At 37.1% G+C, this 22738-nt stretch carries 25 protein-coding genes; all 25 read left to right on the top strand.

The genetic code is table 11. The features are described 5' to 3' along the window. Positions 1–39: 39 nt before the first annotated feature. The 25 genes from AC1D0Y_RS12660 to AC1D0Y_RS12540 all read left to right on the top strand — a co-directional run bounded on the left by AC1D0Y_RS12660 (position 40) and on the right by AC1D0Y_RS12540 (position 22735). A complete protein-coding gene (locus tag AC1D0Y_RS12660; protein ID WP_477707654.1) occupies positions 40–2466 on the top strand; it encodes a phage/plasmid primase, P4 family in 2427 nt (808 codons plus the stop codon). 280 nt (positions 2467–2746) lie between these two features. After that, complete coding sequence (locus AC1D0Y_RS12655; protein WP_477707653.1) at positions 2747–3181, top strand: hypothetical protein; 435 nt, start codon at positions 2747–2749, stop codon at positions 3179–3181. A gap of 3 nt (positions 3182–3184) precedes the next feature. Further along, the gene (locus AC1D0Y_RS12650) at positions 3185–3724 is read left to right on the top strand and encodes an ERCC4 domain-containing protein (protein ID WP_477707652.1); all 540 of its coding nucleotides are present in this window, start codon (positions 3185–3187) and stop codon (positions 3722–3724) included. Further along, the gene (locus AC1D0Y_RS12645; protein WP_477707651.1) at positions 3721–3888 is read left to right on the top strand and encodes a Fur-regulated basic protein FbpA; all 168 of its coding nucleotides are present in this window, start codon (positions 3721–3723) and stop codon (positions 3886–3888) included. The genes AC1D0Y_RS12650 and AC1D0Y_RS12645 overlap by 4 nt, the downstream gene beginning before the upstream one ends. A gap of 19 nt (positions 3889–3907) precedes the next feature. Continuing rightward, positions 3908–4354, top strand: a complete 447-nt coding sequence (locus AC1D0Y_RS12640; RefSeq protein ID WP_477707650.1) for a hypothetical protein — start codon at positions 3908–3910, stop codon at positions 4352–4354. A 577-nt stretch (positions 4355–4931) separates the two neighbouring features. Beyond that, entirely contained in the window at positions 4932–5369 is a 438-nt protein-coding gene (locus AC1D0Y_RS12635) for an ArpU family phage packaging/lysis transcriptional regulator (protein WP_095379642.1), read from the top strand. Positions 5370–5866: 497 nt separating this feature from the next. Continuing rightward, the gene (locus tag AC1D0Y_RS12630; protein ID WP_477707649.1) at positions 5867–6046 is read left to right on the top strand and encodes a hypothetical protein; all 180 of its coding nucleotides are present in this window, start codon (positions 5867–5869) and stop codon (positions 6044–6046) included. 34 nt (positions 6047–6080) lie between these two features. Beyond that, on the top strand, positions 6081–6674 hold the full coding sequence (locus AC1D0Y_RS12625) for a hypothetical protein (protein WP_477707648.1): 594 nt from the start codon (positions 6081–6083) through the stop codon (positions 6672–6674). Positions 6675–6918: 244 nt separating this feature from the next. After that, entirely contained in the window at positions 6919–7155 is a 237-nt protein-coding gene (locus AC1D0Y_RS12620) for a hypothetical protein (protein WP_477707647.1), read from the top strand. 1174 nt (positions 7156–8329) lie between these two features. Continuing rightward, the gene (locus AC1D0Y_RS12615) at positions 8330–8620 is read left to right on the top strand and encodes an HNH endonuclease (protein WP_477707646.1); all 291 of its coding nucleotides are present in this window, start codon (positions 8330–8332) and stop codon (positions 8618–8620) included. An 81-nt stretch (positions 8621–8701) separates the two neighbouring features. Further along, complete coding sequence (locus tag AC1D0Y_RS12610; RefSeq protein WP_477707645.1) at positions 8702–9076, top strand: P27 family phage terminase small subunit; 375 nt, start codon at positions 8702–8704, stop codon at positions 9074–9076. After that, positions 9073–10791 carry a terminase large subunit gene (locus AC1D0Y_RS12605; RefSeq protein WP_477707644.1) on the top strand — a complete coding sequence of 573 codons (1719 nt, stop codon included), beginning with the start codon at positions 9073–9075 and terminating at the stop codon, positions 10789–10791. The genes AC1D0Y_RS12610 and AC1D0Y_RS12605 overlap by 4 nt, the downstream gene beginning before the upstream one ends. A 78-nt stretch (positions 10792–10869) precedes the next feature. After that, positions 10870–11970, top strand: coding sequence for a phage portal protein (locus AC1D0Y_RS12600; protein WP_477707643.1), 1101 nt, complete (start codon positions 10870–10872; stop codon positions 11968–11970). After that, positions 11971–12543: an HK97 family phage prohead protease gene (locus tag AC1D0Y_RS12595; RefSeq protein WP_477707642.1), complete on the top strand. Its 573-nt coding sequence runs from the start codon at positions 11971–11973 to the stop codon at positions 12541–12543. Next, complete coding sequence (locus AC1D0Y_RS12590; protein ID WP_477707641.1) at positions 12536–13705, top strand: phage major capsid protein; 1170 nt, start codon at positions 12536–12538, stop codon at positions 13703–13705. The genes AC1D0Y_RS12595 and AC1D0Y_RS12590 overlap by 8 nt, the downstream gene beginning before the upstream one ends. 23 nt (positions 13706–13728) lie before the next feature. After that, positions 13729–13905 (top strand): hypothetical protein, encoded by a 177-nt coding sequence (locus AC1D0Y_RS12585; protein WP_477707640.1) that lies wholly within the window; start codon positions 13729–13731, stop codon positions 13903–13905. Continuing rightward, positions 13898–14191, top strand: coding sequence for a hypothetical protein (locus AC1D0Y_RS12580; RefSeq protein ID WP_477707639.1), 294 nt, complete (start codon positions 13898–13900; stop codon positions 14189–14191). Before AC1D0Y_RS12585 ends, AC1D0Y_RS12580 begins: the two co-directional genes overlap by 8 nt. Further along, the gene (locus AC1D0Y_RS12575; protein WP_205663846.1) at positions 14178–14498 is read left to right on the top strand and encodes a phage head closure protein; all 321 of its coding nucleotides are present in this window, start codon (positions 14178–14180) and stop codon (positions 14496–14498) included. The genes AC1D0Y_RS12580 and AC1D0Y_RS12575 overlap by 14 nt, the downstream gene beginning before the upstream one ends. Next, a complete protein-coding gene (locus tag AC1D0Y_RS12570) occupies positions 14498–14872 on the top strand; it encodes an HK97-gp10 family putative phage morphogenesis protein (protein WP_205663847.1) in 375 nt (124 codons plus the stop codon). The genes AC1D0Y_RS12575 and AC1D0Y_RS12570 overlap by 1 nt, the downstream gene beginning before the upstream one ends. Beyond that, complete coding sequence (locus AC1D0Y_RS12565; protein ID WP_477707638.1) at positions 14869–15213, top strand: hypothetical protein; 345 nt, start codon at positions 14869–14871, stop codon at positions 15211–15213. Before AC1D0Y_RS12570 ends, AC1D0Y_RS12565 begins: the two co-directional genes overlap by 4 nt. 15 nt (positions 15214–15228) lie before the next feature. Beyond that, entirely contained in the window at positions 15229–15816 is a 588-nt protein-coding gene (locus AC1D0Y_RS12560) for a major tail protein (protein ID WP_048020532.1), read from the top strand. Positions 15817–15882: 66 nt separating this feature from the next. Next, positions 15883–16245: a phage tail assembly chaperone G gene (gpG, locus tag AC1D0Y_RS12555; RefSeq protein WP_340141749.1), complete on the top strand. Its 363-nt coding sequence runs from the start codon at positions 15883–15885 to the stop codon at positions 16243–16245. Further along, positions 16199–16414: a hypothetical protein gene (locus AC1D0Y_RS12550; RefSeq protein ID WP_155404472.1), complete on the top strand. Its 216-nt coding sequence runs from the start codon at positions 16199–16201 to the stop codon at positions 16412–16414. The genes gpG and AC1D0Y_RS12550 overlap by 47 nt, the downstream gene beginning before the upstream one ends. A gap of 14 nt (positions 16415–16428) precedes the next feature. Beyond that, positions 16429–21285 carry a transglycosylase SLT domain-containing protein gene (locus AC1D0Y_RS12545; protein WP_477707637.1) on the top strand — a complete coding sequence of 1619 codons (4857 nt, stop codon included), beginning with the start codon at positions 16429–16431 and terminating at the stop codon, positions 21283–21285. Beyond that, on the top strand, positions 21278–22735 hold the full coding sequence (locus tag AC1D0Y_RS12540; protein ID WP_477707636.1) for a distal tail protein Dit: 1458 nt from the start codon (positions 21278–21280) through the stop codon (positions 22733–22735). Before AC1D0Y_RS12545 ends, AC1D0Y_RS12540 begins: the two co-directional genes overlap by 8 nt. Positions 22736–22738: the final 3 nt, after the last annotated feature.

Here is a 22738-nt window from a genome sequence, read left to right as displayed (position 1 = left end):
GGAGCTATGAAGGCTCCCTTTTGAAAAGGGAGTAATTAAATGACACATCAATTTCACAACATACCACCGGAATTAAGAGCCACTCCTCATTGGATTCTATGGCGTTCAGAAAAGCGTGATGGTAAGCCGACAAAAGTTCCATATCAAATTAATGGGGAGATGGCTCAATCAAATAATAAGCGTACGTGGTCAACCTTTCCTACAATTATCAAGTTTTATGAGCAAGGTGAATATGACGGTATAGGCTTTATGTTTTCCAAAGATGATCCCTTTGTAGGTATAGATATTGATCACTGTGTAAGTGAGGGAGCTCTTACAGATTTAGCTGAAGATGTAATTGAAACGATTCAAAGCTATACCGAATATTCTCCAAGTGGGGAAGGTATCCACATTATTGCAAAAGGAAAGCTACCCTTAAAAGGACCTGGTACAGGGAGAAAAAATCCTTCTATAGGTTTAGAGGTTTACAGGCACGGCAGGTATTTCACCTTTACCGGAAACAGTTTAGGAAAAACACCTGTTGAAGAACGGACAGAAGAATTTAAAACCTTATTTGATAAATACCTGAAAGAAAAGCCTAAGCCGGAAGCAAAAGCCAGTACAAGAGAGTTTGTGAAAGAGGATATTAGTAGCCTCTCCAATTCAGAGATATGGGAGAGAATGCTCAACAGTAAAAGTGGCAGCAACATAAAAGACCTTTTTCAAGGAATTTTGATTAATGGTGATCATTCATCTACAGACATGGCGTTATGCAACTATTTAGCTTTTTGGACGGATAAAGATGCAACAAAAATGGATTCGATGTTTAGAGAATCAGCTTTACTTCGTGAGAAATGGGACAAACCTCATTCCAGTGACGGTAGAACTTACGGAGAAATGACAATTGAAACAGCCATTCTTACAACACCTTCTACGGTAGCAGATTATGAACCTCCTCAAGAAAAACCGTATGAAATATACATTTCTGATGATCAAGGGATTGAAGATACAGAAGAAATAATTGATAAGGTACCAAGCTTTCACCTTACGGAGCTAGGTAATGCCGAACGAATTGTCTATTATCATGGCCAGGACCTCAAGTATTGCAATGAGCTTGAATGGCTTATCTGGAACGGTAAACAGTGGCAAGAGGATAGTAAACGAAAGATTGAAGCGTTAACTGCAAAAACGTTGCGTGGCTTATATGCAGAAGCAAGGGCAGAAGAAGATAAGTATAGAGCAAAGCTATTAAACGATTGGGCAAAGAAGTGTGAAAAGCGTGCCATTCGTATTAACAGCATACTTGATGCTCGTCCAATGGTTTCAGTCAGAAAAAAAGATTTTGATTCTCATAGTTTTCTTTTTAACTGCAGTAACGGAGTAATTAATTTGAAAACAGGTGAGCTCCTTCCACATGATAGAGATTTACTACTAACGAAAATTTCACCTATCACATATGAAAAGAATGCAGATTGTCCGAATTGGATAGCCTTTTTGCAAAGTATTTTTCTTACTCCTTCAGGTAATCCAGATGAAGAATTAATTGAATATCTTCAAAAGGCTATTGGTTATTCTTTAACCGGTGTGACAAAAGAACAAATCATGTTTTTCCTTTTCGGAAATGGCCGTAACGGTAAATCTACTTTCATTAATGCAATCCAGGACATTCTTGGAGATTATGCTCGTCAAACAAATAGTGAAACATTCTTGAAAAAGAAAAATGACAGTGGAATCAACAATGATGTTGCTCGTTTGGATGGGGCCCGGTTTGTGTCAGCTGTAGAGAGTGAAGAGGGACAGCAGTTATCTGAAGCTCTCGTTAAACAAATTACTGGTGGAGAAAAAATGTCGGCTCGTTTCTTACGACAAGAATATTTTGAGTTTACACCGGAATTTAAAGTTTTCTTTACGACTAACCATAAACCAATTGTAAAAAGTGGAGACAACGGTATTTGGCGCAGGATTAAGCTAGTACCTTTTACAGTGACAATTCCAGAAGAAAAAGTGGACGCGGATCTACCTGAAAAATTAAAAAGAGAAATGCCTGGCATTCTTAATTGGGTGGTTGAAGGTTGCTTGAAGTGGCAGCGTGAAGGATTGAAGGACCCGAAAGCTGTTAAACAAGCAACAGATAACTATCGTGAGGATATGGATATCTTAGGACCATTCATTGAAGAGAATTGCGTTGTTAATTCTACAGCAAAAATTGAAGCAAAAACTATTTATGAAAACTATACAAAATGGTGCTTTCAAAACAATGAAATGGAACTTAAAAATCGTGCTTTTTATCGTCAATTAGAAATACGAGGATATAAAAAAGAAAAAGGTGCAAAAAATAAGACCTTTTTCCATGGAATTACATTAAATCAGTTTACTAATGGTGGTTTCTTCCAAAATGAAGGCTCTGGGGTTACTGAAGGGGTTACTGAAATAAATCAAAAAGTAACCCAAAATAACGTAACTTCAATTAATCGAAAGAAGCTTTGAAGCCTTGATATGTAAGGGTTTATGAGGTTTATAAATTTATTTATTTTTTGTTGGGGTTACTGAGGGTTACTGAATTTCCTAGTTCCATTCCCACGAAAAATAAATAAATAAAAAAATAATATATATATATAAGAGCTTTAATAGAAAAATAGGTAACCTTCGATAACCCATTGGTTCAAAAATGACCTTGAGCCCTTGGTACGACTAGTTTTGTGGTGGGTTACTTAAAAAATAACTCAGTAACCCTTCGATAACCCTTTTTAGAAAAAGTGGTGATTATATGCATCCAAAACAGATATGTGATGACTTTGCTTCCATTGGGTCTCCTTTAGTGTTAGATGGCAGCAACTTATATATTGAAAATCCTGAGAATATCTACCCGGAACTTGAAGAATTCGTTAAAACCTATAAAAAACGAATCATTCAGTATTTAAAAGGTGAATATTCACCAAAGGATCATTCAATAAAACAAACTATAGAAAAGATTATTCATTACTTTCTAGGAATAGAACAAGCCATGAACAAAAAAATTGAAAACTGGCTTAATCATGATGCGGAAGCATTGGACATGATCGTTAATCAATTATTCATCGAACTGTGGAATAACGGATGGGTTGAGTTTTCTAACCCAATTGCTAACTATGAAAATCACATAACCGATACCCTTTCCAGTCAAATTTTCGAACGTGCGATGTCGTACTTTAAAGGGGGCTAATTGATGAGTATTATCCATTACTCATATACCAAAACAGAATTAGAAAAAATCTTGAAAACATTAGTCATCACTGTGGATACCAGGGAGCAAAAGAATCAGCATGTGTTGGACTATTTACGAAAAAAAGATGTGCCAATTAAATTTAAAACGATGAAAACAGGTGACTACTCGGCAATGATTCCACGTAATGATGAATTCGGCATTACACGGGATATTTATTTAAACGCTGTGATTGAACGAAAAAACGGTGTAGATGAATTAGTTGAATCCATTAAAGACCGTACACGTTTTGAAAATGAATTAATCCGAGGATCCAAACATCCTTTTACTTTAATCGTGGAAGACCTGGAAGGTTATCAGAAAATATTAAACGGAATGTACCGCAGTAAGTACGAGCCTAAAGCTTTACTAGGCAGCTTAAAAACTTTTGAGGTACGTTACAACTTTTCTACCGTGTTCATTGCAAACAATACAACAGGAAATTACATATATCATCACTTCTTGTATATGGCACGCGAGTTATTAAAAGGAGGTTGGCTATGATTATGAATCGTAACTTACTTCGAGAAGCTGTAGAACAACGTAAGGATGAATTGAAAAATGAATTGCTACGCATGGGCTACTTTAAAACACCTGATAAACGTCAGTTGTACGAGCTTACGCTTAGTGAATTAGAAGAAATCTATCAAACTCAAAAACAAAAATAATATGAAATGAGGAAACCACATGATTAAATTAAACGTTCTTTTCAAGAAAATGCAGAAGGATGATAAAAAAGAAGTTCTTATGTTCCATGTACTAAGCGATGAGTTGCCACATGCAGATGAATTGTTGAAAATGCCGGGATCCATTGCTCTTCTAAATGTGGAAGAAAGTGAAGCTGGAGAGGTTGGAGCAGAGTTTGTTTCTATTCAACGTGATAATAAGAAAACAGTTCTTAAATTCAATATTAAGCGTGATGCAGAGGGCAAGGTAAATAAGTTATATCCTCATGCCGGTTCAAATGTATCTCTTGCATTACAGCCTTCACAAATGACGATTGATGAGTTTTACGAAGATGGTCATGAAGGCATTGAATACAGTGTGGAAAGTGACGGAAGTGTATCAGTACCAGAAGGACAACTTTCAATTGATGAAGAGGGGTCAGACCATAAATTAAAAGTAGTAAAGTAAATATAATGGTAATTAGATATAGCTGAACAGGTAAAAGAAAGTAAGGTAAATATGTAAAAGGCGGTTTGATTGCACACAGCTTAATGGGTTCTCCTAACGCTTCAATTCCAACACCGCAGCCACGCTCGTGACTTATAACGATTTAGCTTTCGATTGGCCTCATGTACAGATAAATAAAAAAAACCAAAAGCAAAACTACTTTTGGCTAACCTAAGAGTAATTAATAGACTCATTTGTTAGGAGTTTTGTGTAGCACTAATACACATAAACAATATATGTAATATGTTAATAAATGCTTGGGCGTTTTGAATAAAAATAAAAAGATGCTCTTGAAAGAGCATCAGGCTTAATTACATCTATGAAGTGGAGACTTCTTATAATCATTATATGGTGAGCATAAAAGATTTAGACCATAAAAAAGATGCTCCCGAAGAAGCATCTCTTAGCAAAGTTGAACAATGTCATGTTCAAATAAAATTATAACTCAATTAAACAAAAAAGACCAAGATTTCTCTTGATCACCGTATTTACATTTTAGCACAGGAGGGATCCAAAGGTGGGAAACCAATTATCATTTATGCTTCCTGAGATAGACAGAAAAGAGACGCAACAAGCAGTAGAAGATGCTTTAGAAAAATACAGATTGTTTAAATACTTATCCTTTGAAGAAAGAGAAGCTTCCATTACTGCTAGTTCTGAAGTTCGTTATCATGGTCCAACAAATGAAACAAGTGACCAGACAGGTTCCATTGCAGCATATAATGTGGACCAGGAAAAGATGAGAAAAGACTTCTGCTTTCATGTGGAAAGAGCAGTGAACAGGCTGCCTAAGATGGAAAGATTCTTAATCGAAGAAAGATACATGTCCTTAGAAACGGAATATTTAACAGATTACAACGTGTACAGTTTTAAGTTCCAACCACCCATTTCTGAAAAGACATATTCTAAAATCAGATGGAAAGCTTTTTATAAACTAGCTCTCAATCTAAGCTTAGTTGTTCTAAAAAATTCATAACGAGAAAAATAATCCAAAAACATTCCTAAAATAAATCGAAAAAAACTCGAAAATAAGTCGTGGTATTTGCTTTAGTACATGGTAAATTTATATTATCAAGAAAATATCAAAGAAAGAGCGTTCCTTAGTCGTAGGAGCGCTCTTGTTGTGTCTGAATGTAATTTATATTCAAATTTATTTAAAGTGTCATATAAGCGAATCTGAAAGCTCAAAATTCATTAAGAAGGTGATTGGAATATGAAAATCCAAAATCATCTACACATAGATCAATTAAGACACCTAGAAAAGAAGGGTAAGCGTAAAGAAAAGGTTAACTGGAAGGATATTATGGGAACGAATAGGCAGACATTGAAACGTGGCCGTGGTGGAGCTATGAAGAGGAAATGAAAATCATTTTTGAAGTTTGAAAATCTAGGTCTATAGATTTAACAAAAGGAGGATTTTACCTATATATGTCGAAAATTCATTTCTATTGACATGTATGGGAGGTGAACTAAATGAAATTATTAGTTGAATATAAAGACCAATCAATACCATTGATTGTAAGAAGTGCTCCTAAAGAAGTTTTACAGGCAGTTATCGAAAGTGAAAATGATAAACTAATTTTCAAGAATGAAACTTTGAATCTAAATGTCGATTTTAAAGATATAAAATCTATTCAAGTTGATTTCGAATAAAACTGTAAAATCTCTAAAGGGAGACGAGTGAATCATGGAAAGTAAAACAGCGTATTTTGCTTTAGTTAATTCAAAGCAATGGATAAGGGCAGTTGTATTAGAAGCAGAAGAGATATTAAAATTACATGAGTCGATGATTAATTTAGATTGCTCTCACAGTTTTAAAGCTCAAGCTGATAGTATTTCTGAATTGAAAAAAATTCGAGAGTATTATTTCACAATTGCACTAAGTAAATCTCGAAAATGGTTAACAGAAGCTACTGAATATAATAAGAGTTTGCAAAAAATTATTGATTTAATTGATAGTGACCTTCCACACATCAGAGATGTGAGAAATATGAAAGAACATGAGATTGAATATTTTAAAAACGAAGGTCGCAAACAACCGCATTTTATTAAAGAAGTAGATGCGGATATTTCAGGTATTGAAGATAAAATAGTTTCTGATGCTATATCTACTGTTGTTCTAGGAGACACATATTTGGTAGGTGGACGTCTTAACGTTCAACAAGCTATTCGAACTTTTTCTCCCTTGTATGAAGTGATTGAACAAAAGATACAAGAACTATGGGATAAAGAGTTAGAGGAACTTGATGATAAATTAAATAATTCGAACAAGGGGCAATGATATGAGTACAGCAGGACGATGGGGATTATCTGATCCAGGACATGTTCAGCCATTGTTAAGACCAGGTGTAATTTAATAATTAACAAAAGGATACTGATTCGTCAGTGTCTTTTTTATTTTTGTGAAGATAAAGGAGCTATTTTTCTTTTTGAATAATCATATAGTACTAAAAATATTTATTTTCCAAAAAGGTAAATGACACTTTCTGTCGAATTGATAGGTAGAAAGTTGGTGTATTTAGAAAGTGGATATTAAATTTGATTTTAAAATACTGAATATCATTCAGGAAAAAGACTCTATATGTTACGTTGTGCAATGTTCGTCTCATAAATTTAGGCGGGTTATTAAAGCTCACTATGACGGAAGTGTATATATTCCAGATTATCAACAGCAGTTGGCAGCTATGCCTCATTTGAATAGAACAGTTCTCGATATTCAACTAGCGAGTTTTATATTAAAAAATGAGAAACGTAAAGTATAGGAAATCTGACACTGGAGCATAATACGAATGGTCGGCTACTCCTCTAGCTGACGAATTATTTTCTCCTTTAACATGTAAAGTGTATGAAAAGCACCTCTAAGGCGAGGTGTTTTTTATTTTATGTATAATTTTAAAAAACAGTGGCATACTGTGACCAAACAGCGAGTTCCTATATGCTTGCTTACTTATTCTATTCTCACCCTTTACGTTTTATAAAAAGCGCCCTCCTCCACGGGTGCTTTTTATTTTGAGTATAAGCTCTAAAAAGTAACACATACTACTAATGGCCAACCACTCCAAGTTGACCAAAGATTTTTCTCCTTTTGTTTCGTGTAACTACCTTTTGTAAAACGAGCAAAGAGCATCCTGAAATTGGCAGGGTGCTTTTTGACTTGTATAAGAATTAAAATGCAGGACATACTGGTAAGGGTCAGTTCGTCCAACAATTGGCCTCTCCTATATTGTTACATGTAGATACTTTCTGTAAAGTCATGTAAAAAGCATCCTTTTATCCGTCAGGGTGCTTTTTGCTATGTATAAGATTCGGAAAATGGGACATGCTAGTAATGGTCGATTTCCCCAAAGGTCGACCACTTCTATTCATGTTACAATAACTACCTTTGTTAAAGTCGAGTAGAAAGCATCCTGACATCTAGCAGGGTGCTTTTTTCTATTAAAACATGTATAAAATGCAAGAAAAGATAAATAATACTTATGAGCTGATTTATTCCCATCTGCTCAAACTATTATCTGGTACTCTTTGTATGTTTCTTTTGCGAAATAGCACCTTTCCCTGTTAGGTGCTATTTTGTTTTCAAAAATTAAAGTTAAACAATTATAAATAAAATTAATTAAATGGGTCATAATAAAGATACAAGCACTCGTACCGGAGCGCTTGTAGAAAATCACCTTTATTTCATAAGTAAGTAGTAAATACCCATCTTAATGAGTAGACCAAAAACATCTACTGCCATGAATATAATATCTATATGATTCATTTGAATTCTCCTTTCGAGTTAGATCGTACTTATTATTTGCAGTAGATAAGTTTTTAAGCATCTTCGGGTGCTTTTTTTAATGCCAATTTTTACAGGGAATAATTAATAAGTTCAACTTAAGTTAATCAGTCAAGGTTAATTTAGGTTGAACTTGTTTTTGTGGAGGAAAATGAGCCATGAACTTCTATAAAACAACAAGATGGGAAAGTAAACGTGAAAAGATATTAAAACGTGATCAATATCTATGCCAAGAGTGTAAGCGATATGGTAAACGAATATCTGCAAACACTGTACATCACATGCATCCGTTCAGAGAAAGACCTGACTTACGATTAACCAACTGGAATCTAATTAGCTTCTGTACAAAGTGTCACGGAAAAATGCACAATCGAGAAACTGACGAATTAACACCTTTGGGTGAACAGTGGAGAGAAAAAGCAATCCCCCCCCACTTGAAATTTTTTTAAAACGATGGCTGGGGAACGGGAGGGGGAACCTTTTCCAATAGAGCGAACTTAGTTTTTTATAAAGGGGGTGTGGCAACCGGGATGAGAAGCCAATTAAAAAAAGAAGTCGTTGATAACATGAAGCATTTGGGCGTTTACCGTGGTGATTTTGAGCATACAATTGATATTTACGTGGGGATGTTGGCGCAATATCAGGCTTTTGAAAAGCAATTTGAGGAATCAGGTTTTAAAATTACAGACTCATATACGAATAAAGCCGGGGCTACAAATGAAAGAAAAACCCCTATTTATACAGCTATGGAAGCCTTGAGGAAAGACCTTGCTACTTATTCGAATTTGTTATGCTTAAACCCTAAAACGTATGAACGTATAAAGCGTCCTGAAGTTCCGGTTCGTAAAGAGGAAAAAGAAAAGCCAAAATCAAAATTAATACAAGCATTGAGTGAAACATCATGAGTGAATATAAGAATTATGATTTAGTAATGGACTACGTCACTTCAATTGTGGGCGGCACCAAGCCAGCCAACAGGGAACAAATCCAAGGTTGCGAACGCTTTTTAAGAGATCTTAAAAATACTGATTATAATTTCAATCCCAAGGACGCAGAATTCGTTATTGATATTATTGAAAAAACTTTTGTTCATGCCCAAGGTGAAATGTTGGATGGTACACCTTTAAGGGGTACGCCGTTTTTGTTGGAGCCTTTTCACAAATATCAAGTTTATAACCTATTAGGTTTTTATCATAAAGGAACATCTGTGAGGCGCTTCAAAGAAGCGTTTATTTATATTCCACGGAAAAATATTAAAACAAGTTTTGCAGCTGCTTTAGCTTGGGCTCTTGGGATTTTAAATAGACGAAGTGGAAGTAAAGTATACATTGTAGCTGCTGCATTAAAACAGTCCTTGGAGAGCTTCAACTTCATCAACTTCAACCTCGGACAAATGGGGGAGAAAGAAAACTTCCGTGTTATTGATAATAACCAGGAGCATTCTATTTCTGGGGATTTAGGAGACGGTTCTTTATATATCCAAGCACTTGCAGCTAACCCGGATAAACAGGACTCCTTAAACTGTAACATCGCTATTGCCGATGAGCTTCATGCTTATAAAACGCCAAAACAATATAACATCATCAAAGAGGCTATGAAAGCTTATACCAACAAACTTATGATTGGTATTACAACAGCCGGTGATGATATGACAAGCTTTTGCTATCAGCGTCTTCAGTACTGTAAAAAAATACTGGATGGCACTGTTAAGGATGAGGCTTATTTTGTGTTTATCGCGAAAGCAGATGAAGATGAAAAAGGTAATGTGGATTATACAAATCCTCTTGAACATCAAAAAGCCAATCCTGCTTATGGTGTTTCAATTCGTCCAGATGACATTATGAATGATGCGTTGCAAGCACAGAATGATCCACAACAAAGGAAAGACTTTTTAGCAAAGTCTATGAACATCTACACTGCTGCCATAAAAGCTTACTTTAACTTGGATGAATTTAAGGCTTCAGATCGAAATTATAGTTGGTCCCTTGCTGATCTAGCCAAGTTAAATATCAGTTGGTATGGTGGAGCCGATTTATCTAAGATGCATGATTTAACTGCAGCTGCTCTTTATGGCAGCTATAAAGGTATAGACATTGCGATTACTCACGCTTGGTTTCCAGTTGTAGCAGCAACAGCTAAAGCTGAAGAGGATAACATTCCTTTATTCGGTTGGAAAGATGATGGGTGGCTAGATATGTGCAACACACCTACCGTCAATCATTCAGATATCGTGAATTGGTTCATCAATATGAAAAAGATCGGCTTCAAGATAAAAAAAGTAGGGTTTGACCGCAAGTTTTCCCGGGAGTTCTTTTTATCCATGAAAAAGAAAGGCTTTAAAATGGTTGACCAACCACAGTATTTTTATAAGAAGTCTGAAGGCTTCAGAAGGATAGAAAAGAAAGCGAAGGATGGTCATTTTTATTATCTCCATTCACAAGCATTTGAATATTGTGTGCAGAACGTTGCTGCTGTTGAGAAAACAGATGACATGATTCAATATGAAAAAGTTATGCTAGAACATCGTATTGACGTATTTGACGCTGCTGTATTCGGGTCTATTCAAATGTTAGAGGACATGACCAAAGCGTCAGATGCTGCAGGTTGGTTGAATAACTAGGAAGGAGGTGTACATATGGCATTTTGGAATCGTAAGAAAAAAACACGTTCTATTTCTATTCCTATAGCACTGGGTGATGTGGAAACTGTAGGCTATACAAGGCTTTCAGATAATCCGGATGTATTAATTGCAGTCGATAAGATTGCGGACCTGGTATCAAACATGACTATTCATCTAATGGAAAATACAAGAGATGGGGATAGACGGCTCACTAATGAGCTCTCTCGAAAAATTGATATTGAGCCTCATGCAAACATGACGCGTAAAGGTTGGATTTATAAGATTGTTAGCGATCTATTGTTGCATGGTGATGGCAATTCAGTCGTCCACATTGGAGTAGATCCTGCCACAACTTTGATTGATGATCTAACACCTCTTCAAATGCAAGCAGTTGGCTATGAAGATACACAGGATGGATACTTAATCAACTACAACGGATTAACATATACGCCTGATGAGGTCGTTCATTTCGTTATCAACCCTAATCCTAACTTTCCTTATAAGGGACGGGGCTATCGTGTAGCATTACAGGAGATTGTAAAGAATCTAACTCAAGCTACTCAGACAAAAAATAACTTTATGAGTGGTAAGTATATGCCTTCTCTTATCATTTCTGTGGATGCAATGACAGAGGAGCTGTCCAATAAAGAAGGGCGCGACAATATCATGGCCAAGTATTTTGATGAAACTGAAGGTGGTAAGCCTTGGATTATTCCTGCCGATTTAATCAAAGTCGAACAGGTAAAGCCTCTATCTTTAAAAGACATAGCCATAAATGAAGGCGTGGAAATAGATAAGAAAACGGTAGCTGGACTCTTGGGAGTGCCGGCTTTTTTCTTAGGCGTAGGAAGCTTTAATAAAGAGGAGTACAACAATTTCATTAACACTCGAATATTTTCCATTGGCCAAATCATTTCACAAACATTAACAAGGGATTTGATTTACTCACCTAATTGGTTTTTTCGGTTGAATCCGCGGAGTTTATATTCATATGACTTAACGGAAATGGTTACAGCAGGTTCTCAACTTGTGGACCGTAACGCTATGAGACGTAATGAATTGCGTAACTGGATTGGACTTGATCCTGATAGTGAAATGAATGAATTGATTGTACTAGAAAACTATATTCCGGCTTCTAGTATTGGTCAACAAAATAAATTAAAAGGAGGTGATGAATAAATGGAAAAGCGTCTCATGGTATTTAACTCAGACTTAAAAACGAGAAGCGATGAAGAAAACGGAGAAGCTTTTATTGAGGGATACTTTGCTGTTTTTAATCAAGAAACCGAATTGTGGCCAGGAGCTTTTGAAGAGATTGCACCTGAAGCATTTGACGATAGTTTACGAGATAACAATATTATGTGCCTGGATAACCACGATACAAGAGTCGTGCTAGGTAGCACTGGCAGCCAAACATTAGAGTTAAAGACTGATTCTCACGGATTATGGGGCAGAGTGAAAGTGGACTTAGAAGATCCTTTTGCCAAAAGTGCTTATCGTAAAGTGCAAACAGGAAAAGTGAAAGGCTGCTCATTTGGTTTTGTCCCATTAAAAGAAGACATTGAGCATCGAGAGGACGGGACATTGAAATGGATTGTCCGTGAAGCAGATACGATGGAGGTTTCCATCACAGCTTTTCCTGCCTACCCACAAACAGCAGTGGCAGCCCGTCAACGCGACGTCGAAGCCATTAAAAAAGAAAAATTGGAGCAAAGAAAACGTAACTTAAAGGAGAGATTGAAGAATGCCTAATCCTATTCTTATTGGTGCCAAATTAAAATTGAAGCGAGATGCTTTGTCAGCTTTAGAAGGAAAACTAACTGATTTATTAGCTAAGCGTAGTGAGTTTGAAGCAGCTATTGAGTCAGCTGAAAATGATGAAGATTTATCCGTTATCGAACAGAGTATGGATGATAATGATAAAGATATTGAAACAAAAGAAGAAGAAAAAACAACGTTAGAAGAAGAAATTGAAGAGCTTGAAAAAGAGCTGGAAACATCTAATCGTAAGTCACCTAAAAAGGGAGTGAAACGTACTATGCCAACAAACATCGAAATAAGAGAAGCTATCAATGCCTATGTACGAGATAAAGACCAAACTCGCGCAGGCTTCACATCTGTGGAAGGCGGCGCACTAATTCCAGAAGAATTATTAGCTCCAAAGAAAGAGCTAGTAGATACAGTTGACCTTACACAATATGTTCGTACAGTTCCGGTTAATCGTGGTTCAGGTAAATATCCAATTATTAAAAAATCAAACGGTAAAATGATTGCTGTTGCAGAATTAGCCAAAAACCCGGAACTAGCTAAACCAACATTTGTAGAAGTCAATTACGATATTGAAACATACCGTGGTTACATTCCGGTATCTCAAGAAGCAATTGATGATGCAGATTATGATGTTGCTGGACTAATTGCGGAAGATATCAGAGATCAAGACTTAAATACGAAGAATGCTCAGATTGCAGCCATTTTTAAATCAGCTGCACCAAAAGCTGTAACAGGATTAGATGGAATTGTGACGTTGTTAAACACTGGATTCAAACAAGTTTACACTGTGAAATTTTATGTGTCTTCATCATTGTTCAATGAATTAGATCTATTGAAAGATGGCAATGGCCGTTACTTATTGCAAGACGACATTACGGTTGCATCTGGTAAACGTATCAAAGGTCGAGAAGTTGTTGTTTTAGATGATGACATGATTGGAAATGCAGAAGGTGATTTAGTAGGATTTGTGGGTGATGCGAAGGAATTCTGTACACTATTTAACCGTAAACAAGCTTCAGTAAAATGGACAGACAATGACATTTACGGTCAATTACTGGCTGGATTTGTTCGTTTTGACGTAGAAAAAGTAGATGATCAAGCTGGCTACTACATCACATACACATCAGAAGTAGCAGGCGCATAATCCTTGTGAAAGGGTGAGTATTTATGAAATACAAGGTGATAGAAGACTTTAAAGACCTGCAAGATAATAACTATATTTATCGTGTGGGTGACAAGTATCCTAGAAGTGGACGAGCTAAAAATGAACGTATCAAGGAATTGTCTGGGTACGAAAATAAACGCAAAGTTCCTTTGATCGAAGAAGTTGAAGACAATGGATGAGCAAATCAAAGCTACCTTACTTGAATTATTGAAATTAGATTTGGGTTTTAAGCATACGGCACGCGATACGTATCTGAATAAACTTCTTCCTAGTACAGAAAAAGAACTCATTAGGAAGGGGCTTACTCTTGATATGAATAAGGACGATGATCAAATGTTAGTTGTGGACTATGCAGCTTGGTTGTACCGTAACAGACAGGAGTACCAGCCTTTACCTAGAAACATACAGATTCGTATTCATAACCGAGCTATTCAGAAAGCAGGTACTTCTAATGTTATTCAATGAAGTTCTTTCTCTCATTAAGCTAGGACAAGAAACTCAGAATGAAGAGGGGTTTCCTGTACCTGGACAAGAGACAAGTAGGGATGTATTCGCAAATGAAAAAAGCATACGAGGTAATGAGTTTTATATAGCAGCTCAGAGCGGTTACACCTTAGAAACTATGTTTGAAGTTCATTCTCTGGATTATGAGGGAGAAACCCTTATTGATTATGAATCTAAGCGTTATCGCGTGGTAAGAACATTTGAAAGAAAGCAAGAAGAAATTATAGAGCTAATTTGCCGCGCGTATGGAAGTGAGTTGAATTCTTAATGCCAGTTTCATCTAAAGGCTTAGCGGATCTGCAAGCCAAAATGAAAAAGCTTGCTGCCATTGAAAGGAATGAAGCCATTGCAGAAAAGGCATTGAGAAAAGGGGCCGAAATTCTACGAGCTGAAATTGAACGTAGAGCACCAAGATCCACTTATAATGGCAAACATCTAGCGGATCATGTTCTTATTTCTAGCGTTGTAAATGGAAAAATCAAAGTAGGTTTTCATAAAGATTTTTTCTATGCAAAATTTCTTGAGTGGGGGACTTCTAAAATGCCTGCTCAGCCGTTTGTAGAGCCTGCTTTTAATGCTGTAAAGGATAAGATTATCGGAGCAATGGCAGCAGTATACCGTGAGGAATTGAGAAGGCTATGAGTATTTATAGTGTAGTTATGAGTACATTGAAACCCTTAAACATTCCCACTTTTCCCATTACAAAAAAAGGGGATCATGAAACCTATATTACTTTTTTTCAATATGATGAAGCTGTTGCTTTAGCAGCAGATGATGAAGAAAAGCAAACAGGCTACTTTATTCAAGTAGATTTTTGGACAAAAGATGCACTTAAATATACGGATCTGTCCGAAAAAGTAAAAGATACGTTAACAGCTGCTGGATTCAGTAAAAAAGGGGCGGCAGATTTATATGAGCAAGATACGCAGATCTATCATAAGGGTTTGCGTTTTTATTATGTCTTAAAAACTAAAAACAGTTAATGGAGGTACTATAGCATGAAAGCATTGCCTATTGGTTTAAAAGATTTGTATTATGCAAAATTACTCACAGATGAACAAGATGGAAAAACAACCTATGCACCGCCAAAGCGTTTAGCGGGTGCAATTAATGCAAACTTAAATCCTAATGCAACGTCTACCACTATTTATGTAGATGATAAGCCAGATGAAACAGTAACCTCTCAAGGTTTATTAGAGGTTGAATTAGGAATTGATACACTAGAAAAAGCAACGGCTGCTGAAATCTTTGGTTATCGAATTGATAACAGAGGGGCTTTGATGGAAGGTAATAGCTCAAATCAGCCTTATATTGCTTTAGGTTTCCGTTCAGAAACGACAGATGGAGGTTACAAATACTACTGGCTGTATAAGGGTAAAATTGAGCCGCCAAGTGAAGAACTGCAAACAAAAGGTGAATCTGTTGAAATTAAAACTGGCTCATTAAAAGGTAGCTTCATTAGTCGTAAATCCGATGAAGAAAAGAAAACTACTATGCATTCAAATGATACTGATGCAGATCCAGAAGCAATTTTAAACTGGTTTAAAGCTGTTTACGAGCCAGACTTCACTACAACATCATCTTAATTTTTAAAGGATGGACTTTTGTTCATCCTTTTTCTTTTGTCCAATAACACTAGGAGGTTATGTAACATGATGGAATTAGTATTACGCATAAACGGCGAAGAAAAGACAATGAACAGCCCTTTTATTTCAGGTATGACTTACAAAAAATATTTGGCCCTAAAGGATAAGGTGGATTACTTAAAAGAAAATCCAACAATTAAGCAGCTGGATCAATTAATTCAATTAATTGTAGAAGCTTTTGACAAGCAATTTACCGTTGATGAATTTTACGCAGGATTAAGCAGCTACGCTTTTCGTGAAAAAATAACAGAGTTTGTTTTAATTGCTGAAGGCTTTCCTTTAGATGGATCTTTTGAGCCAGAAGAGGAAGAGGGCCAAGAAAGTGAAAGTGATGCCACACCCTCTAACACTGACGCAGCAGCTGGATAATTTCTATAAGTATCTTATGAGCAATGGCTATAAGATGCATGAAATTGATCAGGCTGATATTCACCATTTATTTAGGTTAGTGCGTCAAATGCTTAAGGAGCAAAAGGAAGAAAAGCCAAAAGAAGAAGAACCGAAGAAAGTATATATTGATCAAATTCCTGGGTGGTAAGGGGGTGTATATAAGTGAGTGATCATGATCTAACCTCAATGGTTGTCGATATAGATTTGCAAGGAACGGCTACTTTTACGCAAAATATCAGCAAAATTAACCGGGCAACTAAAATATATGACACGGCTATTCAGGGGATTACGGCAGGTACTAAGAGCTTTGAACAGAGCTTAGAAGATATGACTAAAATATCTTCTTATACCGAAAAAAAGTTACAGGCCCAAAAAGCAAAAGCAGAAGAGCTAAAGAAACAATATGATCTTTTATCACAGCAAAAAGGGAAAGACGCAAAAGAAACAGCTAAGTTAGCCAAAGAAGCGGATAATTTGCTTATACGTTATAACAAGTCTGTTGCTCAAATGAAGAAAACTGAAATGGCATTAAATACGATGAATGCCAGGATCAAAGAGCAAAGCAGCGATTTTAATCAGGTTTCTAAAGATGCAAATAAAGCCTTATCCAGTATTCAGGATGATCTTAAAGTATTAAATAGTGAGTACGGTAAAACAACTGCTAGTATGGTTAAAATGGGTTCTGAATCTGAACACCTTTACCAACAGTCGCAGCATTTAGAAAAGGTTTTAGGGCTTGAGAAGAGAGCTGTTGAAGAGCTACAGAAAAAGTATGCAGCTGCCCAACGTGAAAAGGGCGACGATACGCGGGAAACAAAAGAAAGTCTTGTTCAATTAAATGAAGCTATTGCACGTATGAATAAGACGGGTAGGGCATTGAATGATTTAAATCATAAAATTGATGAATCTAAAAAAGAATGGACTTTGTTCGGGCGTACAGTTGAAATTTCTAGTAAAAAACTAGATGCAGCTAGGGAGCAAATGGAAGGCATGAAAGGCACTATGAAAGCAGGTCTTGCAGCGGGTGCATTGGCCGCAGGTGCGGGAATGCTAAAGCTTGCTAGTGATGTAGACAGCTCTCAGAAACGAATTCAGGCCCAACTAGGCGTAACAGGGGCTGAAGCTGAAAATCTAAGTAAAATCACCCGTAACCTTTGGAAAGAAGGCTTTGGCGAAAGTCTAGATGAAGTGCGTAATGGCCTTATCCAAGTTCGCCAAAATATTAAAGGATTAAATGACGGGGAATTAGAGGAAGTTACGAGAAGTGCTTTCACCCTTGCTGAAGTCTTTGACGCTGATGTAAATGAGGTTGCACGGGCTGGGTCAAATGTTATGAAAGGTTTCGGGGTCAGCTCTAAAGAAGCGTTTGACCTGATGGCATGGGGCGCACAAAACGGCCTAAATTTCTCTAATGAAATGTTTGATAACCTCTCTGAATATGCACCTCTATACAAAAAGATGGGTTTTTCAGCGAAGGAATATTTTCAGCTTCTAAAACAAGGGGCTGAATCAGGGGTTTATAACCTGGATTATATAAATGACGCTATGAAAGAGTTTCAAATCCGTGTTAAGGATGGATCTAAAGGTGTTGCTGCAGGATTTAGCCAATTATCTAGTGATACACAACAAGTATGGTCAGACTTTAATCAAGGAAAAGCAACAGTAAAAGATGTTCATAACGCTGTTATTAATGATCTTAAAAACATGGATGATCAGGTGACGGCTAACCAAATTGGGGTAGCACTATACGGTACAAAATTTGAAGATCTTGAAACAGATTCAATGTATGCCCTGGGCAATATTGACGGGGCCATTAAAGGCGTAAATGGCTCAATGGATAAGGCTTCAAAAGCGAATGAAAGCCTAGCAAGAAGAGCCAAGGCAGCCTATCGTGAATTTCTTGACGCTCTTACACCATTAGGCAGCAGCTTATTAGGCTTTGCAGAGCGCATTTTGCCTAAAGTAGAAAAAGGAGTAAGTGCGGTAACGAATGCATTTAATGCAATGCCTGATGGCGTACAAGATACAGTTATAGGTTTAACTGCTATTGCAGCTATTGCTGGCCCTGTATTGATAGGGTTAGGTGGTTTAGTTCAATTAGGAGCACCCCTTTTAGGAATGTTAGGGGGCGCAGGTGCTTCAGCTGGTATTTTTGGTGGTGCCCTGGCTGCTTTAACGGGGCCAGTTGGATTAACTATTGCAGCTATTGCAGGGTTAACAACGGCAGGCGTTTTACTTTATAAAAACTGGGATTCTGTCAATCAGGTATTAGATAAAAACCCGTTCTTGAATTTAGTAGTACGGATGAATCCAGTAACAGGCTCTTTACTTAGTGTTGTAGAAGCTACTAAAAAAGTACATGATGCAATGACTAAAACAGGTATGGAAACAGGTTTAATGGGTGATAAAGTTTCAGCTAGTACGAAAAAGGCTGTTAATTCCTATATGGAATTAGATAACAAGGCTTATCAATCATTAGTGAATTTGTCTGTAAATGGTGGAGCTGTTACCCAGCAATTTGTTGATAAACAGGCTGCCCTTTATGATCAAATGGCTGCCCGTATTCAATCATCGATGGATAGGGATCATGCAAAGCGCATTGAAAAGACCAAAGCCTTATTTGCTCAAAATGCAGGTTTATCCGCCGCTGAAGAAGCGGCTGTACTGAAAAGAATGGATATGAATCATTCTAATGAGAAGGCCAAGCTTCAAAACTATACTAACCAAATCAAAGAAATTGAGAGAAGAGCATCGAAGGAAAAACGGGATTTAACAGAGTCTGAAAAACGCACTATCAACGGCATTCGAGAGAATATGCGTGTAATGGCTGTTAAAACCTTGTCAAAAAGTGAATCCGAGCAAAAAATCATTCTTGGACGTTTGAAAACTGATGCTTCTAATTTATCGGCCCAGCAAGCAGCAAACGTAGTTAGAAATTCTGCTAATCAACGGGATAAAACGGTTAAGAACGCAAATGAACAATATAAAAAGCAAAAGAAGCAATTTGAGTACATGCGTGATGTAACTGGAGAATTAACAGCAGAACAGGCAAAACGAGCAATTAACAATGCCAAAAAGCAGCGTGATAAAACGGTTGAACATGCAGTAGGTATGCACAACAAGGTTGTTAAAGAAGCTAAAAGTCAAGCGAAAGGCCATATTGATCAAATTGATTGGGAAACTGGCGAAGTATTAGACGGCTGGGACAAGATGATGAACGGGATCGGCAAAGCTTTGGATTGGATTAAAGGAATTTTTGGCAACAAATCTAAAACAAAAGCTAAACCCTCACTTGTACACAAAAAAGGTGATAATTCAGGAAAACATAAGAATAATGGCGGTGGCCGTGCTACAGGTACACCTAATGGCGGTATTCCTTATGATCAGGTAGCTTTAACAGGTGAGGAAGGGCCAGAGCTTGTAAAAGATGGGCGTACTGGACAATTAGGTTTAGTAGGAACAAAAGGCCCACAGTATTCTTTTTTATCAAAAGGATCATCTGTATTGCCTGCCCATCATACTAAAACAGTCTTAAAAAAATATGGATTTGCTGGGAAAATGCCTGCCTATAAAGATGGAATTGGTATAGGGAACTTTGATGAAATTATGAAAGGCCCAGAAGCTTTATGGGAAACGGCCACATCCAAATTTGGAGTCAGTGACGGGTTACTGCCTAAATGGTTCACAAATCTTACTGGAAGTGTAGTAGGATCGGTAAAAGGCTTTGCTGAAGATAAAATCAAAGGTATGATTGATGATTTTATGGCTGCCTTTGATTTTGGTGGTTCAGACATTGCCAGTTACTATTTGAGTAAGCCTTTTCGTCTTACAACCCCTTTTGCTCCAAATGGCATTAATGACGGAGTTCACGGGGCGAAGGGACACCGCGGCATTGACCTGGCCGCACCCGCAGGAACCGCAATTAAGAGCTTAACCGAGGGGATTGTTAAGCAAATTATCCTGGGATCAAAAACAGCAGGTAACGGTGTAAGGATTCAATCAGGACAAGACGAACTTTCTTATATTCATATGTTACGTGCTCCTTTTGTTAAACAAGGACAAAAAGTAAAAGCTGGTCAAATTATTGGGCAAGTAGGATCTACAGGGTTCAGTACAGGAAATCACCTTGATTTGAAGATAAAGCGTAATGGTAAGTATATTGATCCATTAAAATACTTACAAAGTTCTGTCGGTGGCGGCATGGCTATGGGTGGGAAGTTCGCAGGGAAATATGCATCTATTATCAATGCAGCAGGTAAGAAATTTGGGGTTAGCCCAGCCTTAATTGCTGGAATCATTAAACAAGAATCACAATTCAACCCTAATGCTCGTTCATATGTTGGGGCCACTGGTTTAATGCAACTGATGCCTGCTACAGCCCGTTCAATGGGTGTTAAGAACCCGCGTGATCCGTATCAGAACATCATGGGTGGTACAAAATATATTGCCCAAATGTTGAGGGGCCAGGGTGGTAACGTGAAATTAGCTTTAGCTGCCTATAACGCAGGCCCAGGAAACGTTGCTAAATATCATGGTATTCCACCATTTAAAGAAACTAAAGATTACGTACGGAAAGTTTATTCAAACTATCAAGGTTATCTAAAAACGGGTATAGGTGGATTTGCAAGGGGCGGCAAGGTTAATAAAAGACAAATTGCTGAACTAGGAGAAAACGGATATGAGGAATACGTACTTACTACTGAACCAAGATACCGAAATCGTAGTTTAGCCCTGTTGCAAGAGCTATTACCAAAGCTAGGCTTATTTAATCCTATTCCTAAAGTGCCAAATTCTTCAGCTCAAACAGTTAGTAAACCTATTAATAATGTTGTAAGTAAGGAGCAAACCCAACAGCAAACGCAGCCTATTTATGTTGAAAATCACATTTCTGTAGCGTATTCGGGTTTACCAAATAGAGAAGATGTAATTAAGTTCGCAAAATGGCTCCAGGAGATAACAAATGAACAAGCAGAACAGCAGTTAAGAGCTAAAGGGATAAGAGGGATTTTACATGGCTAGTCTTATTAAAAGTTTCGCAGGGGTTAGCACCCCTGATTTTTTAATTATAGAAAAAGTTCGTTTGCCGCCTTTGCCGCCTTCAGAACTAACATCTATTAATGTACCTATGAAAAGCGGTTCACAATTTGTAAATAAGAAACATGGAAACCGTACAATTACCATTGACTTAACCATTAAGGCACCTAGCCCAAATAAAGTGATGTCAATGGGGGATCAACTAGCTGAATTTTTGCAGCATGATGAACCGCAGCCTATTGTTTTTCGTGATTTACCAAATAGAAAATATTATGCAATTTTAGAAGGCAATACAGGCCTGGAGAAGATCCAGCAGCTAGGACGCGGCAGCATTAATTTAATTTGTCATGATCCGCATGGATATGGGGAAGAAAGATCGTACGATATTACCTCTAATACTACATTATTAGTGAACTATGGTAATAGACAAACAGCCCCACAAATTAGCATGACTTTCACTAAAAACGTGACAGATTTTTTTATTGCAACAGACAAACAAAGCCTTTATTTTGGTGAGCCATTTGATCCTACTGAAAAAACAGTAACTGATACAAAACCGGTTATTTTAAATGATCCAGGAAGTTCTACAACGGACTGGCTGCAAGCAACAAATTTTAACGTAGATGGCGGGCGCGTATTAGGTACCATTGGCTCTAATGGCTATTCATTTAGCCAGGCAGGGAAAGATTATGGCACACTAAGCGGCTTATGGCATGGCGGCAGCATGGTAAGAAGCTTAACAAAGCAAATTCAAGATTTTGAATTAGAATGTCAAGTAGGCTTTGCATCTAGTAACAAAAACCAAAAGGGCAGAATTGAAATTTATCTGCTCGATATTAATAATAATCAACTGGGGAAAATAGCAATTCGGGACATCTGGAGTAATTTAGATAATCCACAATTTGAATTTTGGGTAGGGAAAGTAAATGGTGGCGGTGTTTCTGTCACAAATACCTACGGAGCTAAAAAAGGTGTCTTTTCTGATTTTAATGGAATTATAGAAATGGGTAGGATCGGAAAGAAATGGCATTGCTATATTGCAAAAGTGGATTCAAAGGGAAAGGCTACATCAAGACATTACAAAGCCTTTACTGATTGGCAAAACAAATATATGCAGAAAGTGGCCAAAATTCAGCTGCATATTGCTGCCTATGATAAAGATCCAGCAGTAGATCAAATGTGGATCAGTAATATTTACTTTAGAGAAATCTTTTCTAAGCAATCGAATGAAGTCGATTACGTTTTTAGAAAAGGTGATAAGCTGCTAGTAGATTGTGAAACAGGCGAGATTTATAAAAATGGCAAGCTCTTTCTTGAACGGTTATATCCTGGATCAGAGTTTTTACTTCTGGATAAGGCAGCAAACGGTCTAGTAGTCTCTGATTACTCAGCTATTAAGGATGGGAAAGTAACCTTTACTGAAAGGTGGCTATAGTTT

The organism is Priestia sp. P1_B12_1, assembly GCF_056406695.1.
The sequence above is the reverse complement of the archived record's forward strand: the minus strand, read 5'-3'. Positions and strand labels throughout refer to the sequence as shown.

Coding starts and splice junctions, on each gene's coding strand:
- AC1D0Y_RS12660 (WP_477707654.1), top strand. CDS start 40: ATGACACATCAATTTCACAACATACCACCGGAATTAAGAGCCACTCCT.
- AC1D0Y_RS12655 (WP_477707653.1), top strand. CDS start 2,747: ATGCATCCAAAACAGATATGTGATGACTTTGCTTCCATTGGGTCTCCT.
- AC1D0Y_RS12650 (WP_477707652.1), top strand. CDS start 3,185: ATGAGTATTATCCATTACTCATATACCAAAACAGAATTAGAAAAAATC.
- AC1D0Y_RS12645 (WP_477707651.1), top strand. CDS start 3,721: ATGATTATGAATCGTAACTTACTTCGAGAAGCTGTAGAACAACGTAAG.
- AC1D0Y_RS12640 (WP_477707650.1), top strand. CDS start 3,908: ATGATTAAATTAAACGTTCTTTTCAAGAAAATGCAGAAGGATGATAAA.
- AC1D0Y_RS12635 (WP_095379642.1), top strand. CDS start 4,932: ATGCTTCCTGAGATAGACAGAAAAGAGACGCAACAAGCAGTAGAAGAT.
- AC1D0Y_RS12630 (WP_477707649.1), top strand. CDS start 5,867: ATGAAATTATTAGTTGAATATAAAGACCAATCAATACCATTGATTGTA.
- AC1D0Y_RS12625 (WP_477707648.1), top strand. CDS start 6,081: ATGGAAAGTAAAACAGCGTATTTTGCTTTAGTTAATTCAAAGCAATGG.
- AC1D0Y_RS12615 (WP_477707646.1), top strand. CDS start 8,330: ATGAACTTCTATAAAACAACAAGATGGGAAAGTAAACGTGAAAAGATA.
- AC1D0Y_RS12610 (WP_477707645.1), top strand. CDS start 8,702: ATGAGAAGCCAATTAAAAAAAGAAGTCGTTGATAACATGAAGCATTTG.
- AC1D0Y_RS12605 (WP_477707644.1), top strand. CDS start 9,073: ATGAGTGAATATAAGAATTATGATTTAGTAATGGACTACGTCACTTCA.
- AC1D0Y_RS12595 (WP_477707642.1), top strand. CDS start 11,971: ATGGAAAAGCGTCTCATGGTATTTAACTCAGACTTAAAAACGAGAAGC.
- AC1D0Y_RS12590 (WP_477707641.1), top strand. CDS start 12,536: ATGCCTAATCCTATTCTTATTGGTGCCAAATTAAAATTGAAGCGAGAT.
- AC1D0Y_RS12585 (WP_477707640.1), top strand. CDS start 13,729: ATGAAATACAAGGTGATAGAAGACTTTAAAGACCTGCAAGATAATAAC.
- AC1D0Y_RS12580 (WP_477707639.1), top strand. CDS start 13,898: ATGGATGAGCAAATCAAAGCTACCTTACTTGAATTATTGAAATTAGAT.
- AC1D0Y_RS12575 (WP_205663846.1), top strand. CDS start 14,178: ATGTTATTCAATGAAGTTCTTTCTCTCATTAAGCTAGGACAAGAAACT.
- AC1D0Y_RS12570 (WP_205663847.1), top strand. CDS start 14,498: ATGCCAGTTTCATCTAAAGGCTTAGCGGATCTGCAAGCCAAAATGAAA.
- AC1D0Y_RS12565 (WP_477707638.1), top strand. CDS start 14,869: ATGAGTATTTATAGTGTAGTTATGAGTACATTGAAACCCTTAAACATT.
- AC1D0Y_RS12560 (WP_048020532.1), top strand. CDS start 15,229: ATGAAAGCATTGCCTATTGGTTTAAAAGATTTGTATTATGCAAAATTA.
- gpG (WP_340141749.1), top strand. CDS start 15,883: ATGATGGAATTAGTATTACGCATAAACGGCGAAGAAAAGACAATGAAC.
- AC1D0Y_RS12540 (WP_477707636.1), top strand. CDS start 21,278: ATGGCTAGTCTTATTAAAAGTTTCGCAGGGGTTAGCACCCCTGATTTT.